Origin of the sequence: Mucilaginibacter sp. OK268 (assembly GCF_900103125.1) — a bacterium.
GTDB lineage: Bacteria > Bacteroidota > Bacteroidia > Sphingobacteriales > Sphingobacteriaceae > Mucilaginibacter.
On record NZ_FNJV01000002.1, the window covers coordinates 232,407 to 245,070 of the forward strand.

Annotated in this window: 11 protein-coding genes; 10 read left to right on the forward strand and 1 reads right to left on the reverse strand. The window is 41.7% G+C overall.

From position 1 onward, the window contains the following. Positions 1-560: 560 nt before the first annotated feature. On the forward strand, positions 561-2,705 hold the full coding sequence (locus BLR84_RS06930; protein WP_143013851.1) for a hypothetical protein: 2,145 nt from the start codon (positions 561-563) through the stop codon (positions 2,703-2,705). 39 nt (positions 2,706-2,744) lie between these two features. On the opposite strand, the gene BLR84_RS06935 is transcribed toward BLR84_RS06930, so the two are convergent. Next, positions 2,745-3,038, reverse strand: a complete 294-nt coding sequence (locus BLR84_RS06935) for a hypothetical protein (protein ID WP_090466359.1) — start codon at positions 3,036-3,038, stop codon at positions 2,745-2,747. Positions 3,039-3,061: 23 nt separating this feature from the next. Here BLR84_RS06935 and BLR84_RS06940 point away from each other — a divergent pair, with 23 nt between their 5' ends. From BLR84_RS06940 to BLR84_RS06980, 9 genes are all read left to right on the forward strand, one after another. Continuing rightward, on the forward strand, positions 3,062-3,292 hold the full coding sequence (locus tag BLR84_RS06940) for a hypothetical protein (protein ID WP_090466360.1): 231 nt from the start codon (positions 3,062-3,064) through the stop codon (positions 3,290-3,292). A gap of 456 nt (positions 3,293-3,748) precedes the next feature. Continuing rightward, positions 3,749-4,942: a head maturation protease, ClpP-related gene (locus tag BLR84_RS06945; protein ID WP_090466362.1), complete on the forward strand. Its 1,194-nt coding sequence runs from the start codon at positions 3,749-3,751 to the stop codon at positions 4,940-4,942. A 110-nt stretch (positions 4,943-5,052) separates the two neighbouring features. Continuing rightward, positions 5,053-6,261 carry a hypothetical protein gene (locus BLR84_RS06950; protein ID WP_090466363.1) on the forward strand — a complete coding sequence of 403 codons (1,209 nt, stop codon included), beginning with the start codon at positions 5,053-5,055 and terminating at the stop codon, positions 6,259-6,261. A gap of 113 nt (positions 6,262-6,374) precedes the next feature. Beyond that, entirely contained in the window at positions 6,375-6,962 is a 588-nt protein-coding gene (locus tag BLR84_RS06955) for a hypothetical protein (protein ID WP_090466365.1), read from the forward strand. A 92-nt stretch (positions 6,963-7,054) separates the two neighbouring features. Beyond that, the gene (locus BLR84_RS06960) at positions 7,055-7,315 is read left to right on the forward strand and encodes a hypothetical protein (RefSeq protein ID WP_143013852.1); all 261 of its coding nucleotides are present in this window, start codon (positions 7,055-7,057) and stop codon (positions 7,313-7,315) included. Next, on the forward strand, positions 7,312-8,595 hold the full coding sequence (locus BLR84_RS06965; protein ID WP_143013853.1) for a hypothetical protein: 1,284 nt from the start codon (positions 7,312-7,314) through the stop codon (positions 8,593-8,595). The genes BLR84_RS06960 and BLR84_RS06965 overlap by 4 nt, the downstream gene beginning before the upstream one ends. Positions 8,596-8,685: 90 nt before the next feature. After that, entirely contained in the window at positions 8,686-9,300 is a 615-nt protein-coding gene (locus BLR84_RS06970) for a DUF6712 family protein (protein WP_090466371.1), read from the forward strand. Next, entirely contained in the window at positions 9,300-10,904 is a 1,605-nt protein-coding gene (locus BLR84_RS06975; protein ID WP_090466373.1) for a hypothetical protein, read from the forward strand. The genes BLR84_RS06970 and BLR84_RS06975 overlap by 1 nt, the downstream gene beginning before the upstream one ends. A gap of 12 nt (positions 10,905-10,916) precedes the next feature. Next, positions 10,917-12,662: an SGNH/GDSL hydrolase family protein gene (locus BLR84_RS06980; RefSeq protein ID WP_090466375.1), complete on the forward strand. Its 1,746-nt coding sequence runs from the start codon at positions 10,917-10,919 to the stop codon at positions 12,660-12,662. Positions 12,663-12,664: the final 2 nt, after the last annotated feature.

A 12,664-nucleotide genomic window follows, 5' to 3' on the forward strand; every position in this document is an offset into this window, starting at 1 on the left:
ATCTAATGAATAGATTTAGCCCGGATATTGAAAACACACGCGACATACCTGCGTCAGCTAAGGTTGTTTCTTGTAAGCCAGCTACCTGTGACTATTAGACAACACGAGTCCACTTAGTCCGCTTTATATACCTCGTGTCATTGTGCATTTTACATTATGCTGATAGGCACATGTTCAATATTATATTGATACTCGTTGCAAATACGCTTTACACTTCAGTTACTTTTCAGCATAATAAAACAAGAAGAATCCATATTCTTTCATCGTTATAATTAAAATGTCTTCCTTTCTAATTCCTTGCTCGTTTACAAAAACTGCTAAGCTCTCATGTTCTCTAAAACTTTTTGATTTCAAAATTTTCATATCCAATCAATTTACTATTTAAATCTATACAAATGGCAGATGACAACAAAATTTCCATCGATGTTACCGTAACAGGCGATGGACAAAAACAAATAGATAGCTACGTTAGATCATTTGATAGTCTACGAAATTCAATAAATAGCCTTTCACAGCCATTTAATTCGTTTTCAAACAATCTAAATAACTTAGATAGAAATTTGTCTAAGTACACCGAATCGCTAACTAAACTTAATACCAAAAATCAGGAATTTATATCCACCGGAGATAAGGTTGATGAAAAAGTTTCAAAAGCCTCTAATTCTTTCGCATCGTGGCTAAGTGTAATTAATCTTTTTGTAGATGTAATTAAAGGATGGCAGGTTGCTTTAACTGGTGGCTTGTCCATCGTAGTTGCTTTCCTTCCCGAAATTATAAATTTTGCAAAAGCATTATTTATGGGAAAAGACGCCACGAATGCAATGGCTCTAAACTTTAAAAACCTAAACGATGTAATGAAGGATTCCAACAAAGAGGCATCCTCAGAAATTACCAGGTTACAAATTTTATATAAATCAGCTACAGATGTAAATAACGGCTATAGTGATAGAATTAAAAGCGTAAAAGAGCTCAAAAAAGAATTTCCTGAACATCTTAAAGCTATAAGTGATGAAAGTATTTTGAACGGTAATGCTAAAAAAAGTTATGATGAACTTACTAAATCAATATTTGAAAATGCAAGAGCAAGAGCCGCCGAAGCTAAAATAGAGAAGCTTAGCGCACAAATATTAGATCTTGATTTAAAAAAAGAAAAGATAAATAATGCAAAAGCTCATGAATTAGCAAACACAGGCACAGTATCCGACAATTTTTCGGCACAAGGTGGCGGCAGAGGTGCAACATTTGGTTCACTTAGGAAAGCTATAAAAGATAGAGCAAATCTTGCACAGGCCCAAGCAGACCAAGATAAGAAAATACTAAAAGATCAAATTGATTTCCTTGTGAAATTTGCTGGAGGCAATAACAAAATTGCAAAAATGATGGCTCAGGATAATAATACGGAAATAGCAACTCCTACGAAACTTAAAAAAGCCAGCGTTAAAAAAACTACCCAAACCCGCAGCTCCGATTTACTCGAAGCCAAATCCATCACTTTTGCCAAACAAATTGAACTGGATAAGCAACATTATGATATCGAATTGTCTTTATTAAATGATCAGTTGAGTAAGAAACTGATCAGCCAGGATGATTATAATAAACAAGCCGAACAATTACAGGAAAAATTCCACCTGGCCATTGGTGATAAGATACAATTTTTTAATAAAAATGATTTTGACGAAGCCAAAAAGCACATGCAGGACATGATTGAGCATAATGATGTAATGGCCAAGGACCAAAAAAACGTTGATAAAGCCATCCTCCCTGGTCAAAAACTGGATGCCGAGAAACAGCTGATCACAGATAAGTACAACTATGAAATAAAACTGGCTGCAGGCAATGCCGATAAGATCAAAGAGCTGGAAATTCAAAAACAAGAGGCTATTACTCAATTAACCAAACAATATGAGCAACAACGTAATGAATTTATTCAACAAACGGCACAACAGGTTTCCAACGCAGCGTTTTCAATCCTTCAAAATAATATCAAAAACCAAAGCGATGCCAAAATAAAGGGCCTGGAAAAAGACAAAGCCGCCGAACTAAGCAATAAAAGCTTGACCAGCACCCAACGCCAGGCCATCGAAGCCAAGTACCAAAAACAGGAAGCCGCCGAAAAGGTAAAAGCCTTTAAATCAGAACAAAAGGCATCCATATTACAGGCGGTTATCAATGGTGCATTGGCGGTTACCAAGGCAACTTCGCAAACAGGCATCCTGGCCCCTTTTGTTATTCCGGGCATTATTGCTGCAACAGCTATACAGGTAGCCACCATTGCTGTCCAAAAACCGCCGCAATATGCCAAAGGCGGTCTGCATTACCAATCGGACGGGCGCGGTGCCCTGCTACCCGGCTATAGTCGTAACGATAATACCAATGCCTACCTGCGTTCGGGCGAAGCTATTGTGGTATCCGAAGCCATGCGCAATCCCTGGGCACGCAACCTGGTGAGCGCCATCAACGTGGCACACGGCGGCAGGGATTTCTCGATGCCCAATACCAGTCGCGGTTATGCCATAGGCGGTATATTTACCGATGGCGGCAATGCCAACCGCTATTACAACCAGCCGGTTAATGATGTAAAAGAGCTCGCCAACACCCTGGCCTACCAGATGATTAATAACTTCCCTCCTGTTTATGTAGATGTTAAAGACATCAACAACCAGCAAAACATTCTGGCCCAAACGGTGAACAGGGTAAATCTGTAAGCCCCCTAATCCCCTGAAGGGGGTATTAGGAAGTTGGATTTATTTGTATCTCCAAAAATCAGTTATACCAGTGTACTCATATTCGGCCTGATCTTTTGCATCGTCAATTGTTTCATGCCAGGTGTCGGCAAATTCTACCCAATCACTGTTACAATAAAATAAGTAGTATCCCTCTTCTGGTTTATATTGACAAATGGCCAATCCATAAGCAGCATCTTGTAATTTACCATTCACAAAATGTTGGGTATTACCTGTAGGCGATGACAAATTAGTAACGGCATAACAAATTACCCTGGCATTACCTATAAGATCAGGAATTTCAGTTTCAAACATCTATATAAAATTATCATTTAAACATGAACATCCAACTTGCCAACACCCTGTTTGATGAAGGCGTATTTTCGGCCATGTACAAGGCTGGTTTCATCACTACCAAAATATTTACCTATCGCGAAATTTATCTGTGGGTAGATGCCCAGATGCAAACACGCGGCATCAGCAAAAACCAAGCAGTACTGGAGGCAGAAGTCAAGTTCAGTAAAGATGAGCGTACCATTTGGCGGGCATTGAATTGCTTTTCAGAATAGATTAGGTGGCGAGTTGACCGTTGCGAGTAACTCACCTACTATACAGAATCTCCTACTGACAAACTACTGTCACCACGCTAATAAATAATTGTCCCGATATTTGAATATCAATTAGTCTGAACCATGACTCTTAGGATCATAAGATTGCCTTGATTCCAATTGCAATGATCCCTCAATCCTAAAATCAGGAAAATCAAGGTTCAGCCACCCACCGACAAAACACTGTCACCACCAAAATAAAAACTAATCACGACCTTTGATTTATGCCAATCGGCATATTAAACACAGGAGCAATCCTGCTTCATATTTAATAGCCGGCACAACTTCAAAAGCTCCTGTCTGAATCAGAATTTCAGAATTAATTAATTCCCAGAATTATTCTGTGCATTCTAAAATCCTGCGAATTCTGATTCAGACAATCTCAATACTCAATACACACATCTAATATCCCAACAAATGAGTTACAAAATTTATTTACATGATACCGAAACCGACTGTATAGGTTCGGGCACCTTGTCATCATCTTACATCAAACAACAGCTGGAGGCAGCAGCCGGTGCCGATGTAGAAGTCCACATCAGCTCTGTAGGTGGCAGCGCGTTTGATGCCATCGCCATTTATGACTTGCTTAAAAAATATCCCGGCAGGGTAACTACTTACATAGACGCACTGGCCGCCTCTGCAGCTTCGGTTGTGGCAATGGGCGGCCAGCAGGTCGTGATGGGCAAATATGCCTTGCTCATGATCCACAAACCTATGATAGGCTCTGGCGGTAATGCCGATGAGCTTTTAAAAGATGTGCAGATGTTGAATGTAGTACAATCGCGCCTGGCACAGATCTACATGGATAAATCAGGATTAGACGGCCTCACCATCAACAGTCTTATCAATTCCGTTACCTGGATGACTGCCGACCAGGCCCTTGATCTGGGCTTTATTGACCGCATTGATGATTACAATTCGCCCATTACCAACAGCGCCCTCATCCAAAAATACACCGATACCGCCCCCGCGGTTTACCAGCGATGCATTAACAAAATCTTAAACAATAAAAACAACATGAACATCGAAAACAAAGAACTTATCGAGAAAACCACGTCGGTTTTGGATAAGATTATGAACTTCTTCAAAAAAGTGGTAAACAAGCAAACCATTACCGACAAAGGCACGCTGCATCACGCCGCCGACATTGGCGAGGGCACCGAAGTGTACCAGGACGAAGACATGACCACTCCTGCCCCTGCCGACACCTACACCACTGCTGACGGCAAAAAAATAGCCGTACAAAAAGGTCAGGTTCAAAAGGTAAGTCCCTGCGAAACCGATGCCAGCGACGAGGACGATGATGACGATCTGCCCGAGGATAAATTTAAATCGTCAAAAAAACCTGCCGATATTGAAAACCGTGTGCAGCAACTCAAAGCCAGGCTTCATGCTCAGAACGCATTACTGAGCGAAGCCAAAGCGGCCTTGGAAGCAGCTAATAACAGCCTGCAAAAAACACGCGTAGAGGTTAAAAACGAAATCAAATCAACCTTTACACCCGAAGGTTCCAAACGCAGCAACAAAGCAAAAGCAGAGGCAACCCCATTCTTCGCCCCACAAAGCGAAATAGCTAAAAACGCGGTTAAAAAAGCAATTTCAAAATAGTTGGCAGTTAACGGTTTGCAGTTAGTTCATCAAATCCTAACCCCTTCATAACTGCATACTGCCTACGGCAAACTGCATACTAACAATCAAACAATATTCTAAAAAAACAAATGGCTCAATTTACATTCACTAACAACACCTATGCCGGCGAAGCGCTGGCCGGGTTCATGGCAAGCACACTGCTGGAAGCCGATTCCGTAAAGCGTGGCCTGCTCACCGTAATTAACGACGTAAAATCGCGCAAGGTTATACTTGATGTTGATGACGACGTTGTACTACAAAACCCATCCGGTCTGTTCACCGATCAGGGTACCACCGCTCAGCAAACTGAAAGCTACCTTGATCCCGTAGTGTACGAATTCATGAAGCAGGAACAATGGGACAAGCTGGCTCAATCATGGGAAGCCCAAGCCTTGAAACCGGGCGCGTTTATGGACTATGAAGGCATTGTTGACCTGTCTGACTTTATGGTGCAACGTTATTTAACCAAAATACAAATAGCTAACGAGCGCCTGTATTGGTTAGGCAAAAGTGCCACCAAAGAAGCTGCCTTTACTGCCGATTTCGCAGGTCTATTACCAACCATAGCTGCCGCATCCGGAGTTTACAAAGTTGATCTGGGCAAATCAGCCACATCCATGGCGGCAACCGCTATTGATGCATCAGGTATAGTAACCGTAGCCAGCACAGCCACTTTACGTGATGGCGACGTGGTTACTATTACCGGTGTAACCGGCAGCAGCAAGGATACTACCAACGGAGCTACTGGTATCAACGTACAGGGACAATCGTACTTCATTAAAGTAGTAAGCGCTACAAGCTTCAAGCTGGTACGTAACTTTAACGAGGTAAACACCCGAAAACCGGCAACCTTCACCGGTACATCAACAGCGGCAACTGTTAGCTACATCAATGCCAGCAATGTATTAGGCGTACTGGCCGGCATCTATGCACAATTGGATCCAGCCGATCGTAGCCAATCTGATTTTAACCTACAGATCCCATTACACGTAGGTTATGCCTACGCCCAGGCACAGGCAGATAAAGCGGTTAATGTACTTAACGCTTTCACCGATCCTAAAAAGATGGACTACTTGGGTTTACCATTACAATTGATGAACCACTGGCAAGCCAATACCATCCTCGGTGCACGCTCGTCAAACTTGTTCTTAGGAGTGGATCTATTGGGTGATGCTTCGGAACTATCAACCGTTTACATGAAACCCTACACTAATGACAACGTAGTGCGCATGAAGGCCCGCATGAAAGCCGCGGTAAACTACAAATTCGCCAACGAGCTATTCTACCTGAGCGCGTAGTTTAATTACTGAGTTATTGAATTATTGATTTAGGGAATTGAAAAACTCGCTACAATAATTCAATAACTCAAAACCTGGCCTAATCACTAATTCAATCAATCACTAATTAAAATATGTCAATTTATAATAAAATAAATGCAGGGTTTAAGCTGGGTACGGCTGATCCCATTACAGCGGGCATCGAAGATGTGGTCTACATCTTTAACCAGGATGATATTGCACTCACTTATGATATCACCAATCCGCTTATCGTAACCGGTTTAACAGCGGTTAGCGCGGCTAAAGTTTACAAATTTGAAGGCACCAACAACAGCTTTGGTACTACTTCCAAACTGGCCAAAACACAGGTTGGTCCGCGCTACACCGAAGAAATAGACTTTAATATCGCCGGGCTGTCTGTTGATATCAAAACACAGTTAACCGCCATGGGTTACGGCAGGGTTTGCGCCATCACGGTTAACAATTACAAATCCAGCGATTCGGCTATCGAGCTTTTCGGAGCCGTAAATGGACTGATCCTGACCGATGCGGAACGCAATGCAGCCGATGAAACATTGGACGGGGGTTACAAGTTAAAACTTACCAATCCGGATAAACTGAAGGAACCCTACCCTCCACGCGCGGTATCTATCGCGCCACAGTCTGGCACAGCTACTTACGCCAGTACAATAGCAGCATTAGAGACTTTAGTGGCCGCATAATCATTGCGTCATTCGGTCATTAGTCATTATAAAATGGCTAATGACCATAAAATTCATCAACATCAACTAATGACCTAATGACTAATGATCCTATGACAAAAAAATATATCCTAAAGCCCGGCAAGCATCAGTTCGCCCCGGGCTCCGCGGCAGTGCATGATAATGACTCTCTTACAGATGCTGAATTGGAATGGTACATGGAAAGATATCCGCATATAATAAGTTTGTTTGCCCCCCAGGCCCCTGAAGGGGGAGTCGAAAAGGACGAACAAGAAATAGAAAAACCAAATAACAAAAAAATAAAAGGGGTTGGCTCGCTAACTTCTCCTTCAGGGGGTGAGGGAGGCTTATGAAAACATATCTCCCTCAGATTGAGCGAAGAATATTGGTACGACCCAACCAGACCTATGGCATTCTAAATTATGATCTGGACAATGCCTATCCACAACGTATGCTGGAACTGGTTGCCGCTTCGCCCACAGCAAAAGACTGCTGGAACAAAAGAGCAAAATTTATAACCGGCAATGGTTTTGAAGTAAAAAACCTGAGCAAACAAATTGTAAATGAAAAAGGGCTGACATTAGCTAAACTATTAAAAGCCTTAGCTACCGATAAAGCCCTATTCACAGGCTTTGGTATACATGCAAACTACAATGCCAACTTTAAAATATCATCAATCAATTATGTAAAATTTGAGGATATACGTATGGGCGATACGGATAATGAGGATACCGCTAATAAATACGCTCTTTACTCAGACTGGGGTCGTAAGACCTGGAAAAACATTATGCGCAGCAAGATCATCTTCCTGGATAAATACAACCCATATCCAGCAGTAATCGAACAACAGGTTGCCGATGCAGGTGGCTGGGAGCATTATAAAGGACAGCTTTTATATTTTAATCCCGAGGTAGATGATTACCCTTTGATTGAAGCCGATTCTGTTTGGGAAGATTTTGAGACTGAAGCCGGCATCAAGATCTTTAATAATCGCGAAGTTACTACAGGCTTTTTACCATCAACCATGCTATTTATGCAGGCCCGACGGGAAGAAGCTGATAACAGCCGTCCAGACGCAGATGAGTATGGTGGGATAAACACTCCATCGCAATTAGAAAAAGATCTTGGAGCTTTTCAAGGAACAAAAAGCGCTCAAAAAATAATTGTTATAGAGTACGAGGATGAAAGTACAAAACCTGAATTCAAAGCTTATCCTATTCAAAATAATGATAAACTTTTTGAAACTACCGAAAGGTCGGTAGAGGCACGTATCATCAAAGGTTTTTCGGTACCAAAAGAGCTTATCAACTCCGAAAAATCTTCGGGACTGAGTAATGGCAGTGAGAAAAAAGAGGCGATCATCGAATTTAATGATAATACCTCGCCCGATAGGCTGGAACTTTCCGAAACCTTTTCTGAGTTATTCAGTCATTTTCATATCAATATTAACCCAACCGATAACTGGAATATTATACCTGTACCAACTTTAATTGCTGACGATAATATTGGTGTTAAAGCAGGAGGCAGCATCAATGATCTGCTATTATCAAACATCCCATCAAAAAACAAAATAGCGACACTGGTGCACGCATTTGGTTTTAAACAGGCTGAAGCCGAAGCCATGTGCCCCTAATCTCTTCAAAGGGGGATAGTTACACTTTAACAATATTAATATGAACAAATACTTTAAAATACCCCCTTTAAGGGGTTGGAGGGCTATGCTATGATCTATTTGATCAATAAAACCACTTTTCAGCAATACGAGGATATAACTGTAAACATAAAACCCGAACGCCTCAATGTGTTCATTAAAAAAGCCCAGGACCTCGATCTGAAACCATTTTTAGGACATGCGTTCTACTATGATTTTTTAACCTACTTTAATGAAGACGGTAGTCTGAAAGATGAAACTCCGCAGCATTACAAAGATCTGCTGAACGGTGCCGAATATCTGGATCAGTACGGTCACATTATACTGTACGAGGGATTGATCCCAACGCTCGTTTATTTCACATTTGCGCGTTTCATTGAAAACGACGCGATACATTATACGCCTACTGGCCCGGTGATCAAACATCATGAAAATGGAGATCCATTATCGGCATCTGCTATAATAAAACTGGTACAGCAGCAACGCAGCACGGCAAATGCCCATGCCAATGAAGTTGAAAAGTTTTTGTGGGAAAACAAAGAGAATTTTCCGCTTTGGCGACATAATGCAAAGAATAACAGCGCAAGGCAAGCCGGGCCCCGCATCCGGGGTATCGATAAAACAGATTTCAACTATCCCGGCACCTACAACAACTATAATTTATCAATAACTGAATTTTTAAACTGATGGCAACCGATAAAAAAATAAGCGATTTACCTGTAGCGTCGACCATTAACGCATACGACAATTCAGTTTTAATAAAAAATGGCACAGATTATCAATTTGCATTCGATACGCTGCTTCAATTTATCAGCTCGGAGCTAGCCGTTGGGGCCAATATCACTTTTGGGAGTACGCTCCCGCCAAATAATACAGGTAAGAGCGGTGATGTGTTTATAAATACCAACACAGGATCTTTTGCTCAAAAACTCACCAACACCTGGACTATCGTTTACACCCCACCACAAGGGAATAATGCTGTAGATGGCACCGTTCTGTATGGCAATACGAATCCGGGAGCATCCACAGGCAACAATAACGATACCTATATCAACACGGCAAGTGGCATTTTCTTTAAGAAATCGGCAGGTGCATGGAACCAGGTATTTTCTATGCAAACCGGTCCGGCTGGTCCACGAGGCAATAGCGTACTTAACGGGGCGATAGACCCAATAGCATCAACCGGCCAAAACGGCGACTTTTATTACAATACTACCACTCAATATATATTTGGTCCTAAATCAGCCGGTGCATGGCCAGCGGGCATTCGCCTAAAAGGAGCAAACGGTAATACCATATTGCATGGTACAACTACCCCATCAAACCTTACCGACGGGGTTGACGGCGACTTTTATATCAACGTTAGCACTTATGATATGTTTGGGCCTAAAGGCGGTGGCGCATGGCCTGTGCCATTTCCTTTGATATATGATCTGGGATATACACCAGAAAACTCCGCAAATAAAAATCAACCTAATGGTTATGCAGGATTAGATGGCACAGGAAAAGTTGCTGCGTCTTTGTTACCCAGTTATGTAGATGATGTAGTAGAGGCAAACAATTTTGCAACACTACCGAATCCGGGTGAAACCGGCAAAATTTACATTACACTGGATACTAATGCTGAATATCGATGGAGTGGATCAGCTTATATGCAGATCGTTGCCTCACCTGGCTCAACTGATGCTGTACCAGAAGGTAGTATAAATAAGTATTTTACTGCCTCCCGCACCATTGCGACGGCACTAAGCGGTTTAGGTTTGGGGGATGCCGGCGCAGTAACCGCCGCTGATACTATTGTACAAGCCGTAGGTAAGTTGCAGACACAATTTAATTCATTACTTAAAATACCTGCAGGAGGAACAACAGGTCAAGTATTGACTACGAGCTCCGATACCGGTACTATTATTTGGAAGGATGATAATTCTGCTGTTGTTGATGATGTGACTGATTTTGTTGGTAGCCCTTTGACGTTAAGAATACATAATTTATCAACTAAAAACATCAATGTAAGTGGTTTTGACATTGCTGCTGGCAACACTTATGATATGGTCCAAAATTATGGAGATTCTTCCCCCGTGTTTACCGTAGATCCAACACCTTCTCTTTCCTGGGGGGCAACTTTTGCAGATAATCCATCACCCGATAATATTACTTATGTGTCATCTGGAGCAATGGATTTTGTTTCCGGGCAATATAATTACATCTATTTATTAGGTTTTATACCTAATGAGTTTGATGACCCAACCAGAACTTACGCTAATTATACCATTTACTCAAAACCTGTATAATAACTAATAGCAATGAATAGAATAATTCAACAAATAAGAAAGCCAATAACGGCTATAAGTCCAGTATTGATATTAGAAAAAGGCCGCTCAGCTTATGGCGAAGATAGTTCTGGTAAAGTTATATCTCATAAAATAGGTGATGGCTTTACGCAGTATAGAAATTTAGATGAGTTAATGCTTACAGGTTTACCAAACGGTGGATCAACTGGTCAGATATTGGCAAAATACTCAGATGCCGATAACGCCGCTACCTGGGTAGATATGGTTGTTAACACCGATTCTTACCTGGCTTTACCTACAAATGCGGGTAAAGATGTAGAAATATTTGGTACAAGTATTTCGGACGGCTATATGATTAATGGCGCAGACCTTCCCTTTGGTATTTTGTTTGCCGAAATAACAGGTATGCAAACATTTAATAAAAGAGCAGAATCGGCAACTAACTGCTTTTCTGCATTAAGGCAGTATTATGCCTATATGCCGGTGTTATCAAACAGGACTGTAATAAGTCTAATTGAAATGGGGTTTAATGACTTTAAAAGTGCCGATAACGCTAAGAATTGCTCAAAGATATTCGGGTGTGTAAGCTCTGCTTTGGTAAGTAGTTTTACTGAAGTAATTTATGCTGGCAATTATATCAATATGCGCAAAACAGGAACCTGGGCGGATTATGACACCAGCGTACACGGCGGTAAAGCTGCGCATATCGAACCCAATCAAGCCCTTACGTCAAAAGGGATATCCTCTAATGTTGCTGGTTCTACATACTCATTTGACAGCATCGGCGCGCCCTTAGTAATCGGAACTTATGCCGATGATGGATCAGGGGCAGCACCATTAGGTGGCTTTACGGTTTCTGTAGGTGGTGTAATAATTTATACTTATTCGCCCACAGGTAAAACAAATGGTCAAACCGATGTGCTTAATTATGATAATAGTATAACACCTTATCCGGTGTTTATTCAAAGCCAGTATCCAGGTACTTCAATTACAATTACCACACTGGATAACCTGCCTACCATTATTGATTACGTTGCTTTTTTGGGTGATTGTAATATATATCCGCCTGCTTTTGTAGCATTGGTACCGGAAAAATCAGACACAGAATATGCCGCACCCCCCGGGCTTTCCAGTAAAGCAAAAACAGCGGAAGCCAATACAGCTATAAAAAATGCTGTCGCTCAATTCGCGGGCTATCCGGTAACGATATACAATCCGAATAGTAGTGGGTATGACCCTAATAATACCGACCATAGTGCCGACGGTATACATCCCACAGCATTGGGCCATCGGTTGTTTTTAAAAAGCCTGTTAAATAAAACCTTGACCGTTGTCGGCTATCCTATGCCCCGCTTACCTATAAATGCTACTGAAAAGGTGGTGAGTGTAGTACCTACCGGGCCAGCCTTAAACTATGATGTGGTAAACATTTTTGTTGCACCAAACAATTTAACTACAGCAGACTTTACAACCGGAGTGGCCGCGGGTGCTGGTATAATAGGCCAGGAAAGTGCGGACACAACTTACCGGTATAAATGCATAGGGACAAATCAATGGATACGTCAATTAATTATGTCCCCATCAGTTTTGGATTATTACATAGGTACTATTGACGACACCGGAGGCGATAAAACAAGCGCAAATCTCCAAACGGCATTCCCTTCGGCCATAGTTGGACAGCATGTGAGAGGGGTAAATAAGATGTATGAAAAAATTAACAGCTCCGATTGGATTAAAACAGCAATAGCAGTAGCATAGAC

Excerpts from the sequence above, each read along its gene's own strand:
- BLR84_RS06935 (WP_090466359.1), bottom strand. The coding sequence starts at position 3,038 with ATGTTTGAAACTGAAATTCCTGATCTTATAGGTAATGCCAGGGTAATT.
- BLR84_RS06940 (WP_090466360.1), top strand. The coding sequence starts at position 3,062 with ATGAACATCCAACTTGCCAACACCCTGTTTGATGAAGGCGTATTTTCG.
- BLR84_RS06945 (WP_090466362.1), top strand. The coding sequence starts at position 3,749 with ATGAGTTACAAAATTTATTTACATGATACCGAAACCGACTGTATAGGT.
- BLR84_RS06950 (WP_090466363.1), top strand. The coding sequence starts at position 5,053 with ATGGCTCAATTTACATTCACTAACAACACCTATGCCGGCGAAGCGCTG.
- BLR84_RS06955 (WP_090466365.1), top strand. The coding sequence starts at position 6,375 with ATGTCAATTTATAATAAAATAAATGCAGGGTTTAAGCTGGGTACGGCT.
- BLR84_RS06960 (WP_143013852.1), top strand. The coding sequence starts at position 7,055 with ATGACAAAAAAATATATCCTAAAGCCCGGCAAGCATCAGTTCGCCCCG.
- BLR84_RS06965 (WP_143013853.1), top strand. The coding sequence starts at position 7,312 with ATGAAAACATATCTCCCTCAGATTGAGCGAAGAATATTGGTACGACCC.
- BLR84_RS06970 (WP_090466371.1), top strand. The coding sequence starts at position 8,686 with ATGATCTATTTGATCAATAAAACCACTTTTCAGCAATACGAGGATATA.
- BLR84_RS06975 (WP_090466373.1), top strand. The coding sequence starts at position 9,300 with ATGGCAACCGATAAAAAAATAAGCGATTTACCTGTAGCGTCGACCATT.
- BLR84_RS06980 (WP_090466375.1), top strand. The coding sequence starts at position 10,917 with ATGAATAGAATAATTCAACAAATAAGAAAGCCAATAACGGCTATAAGT.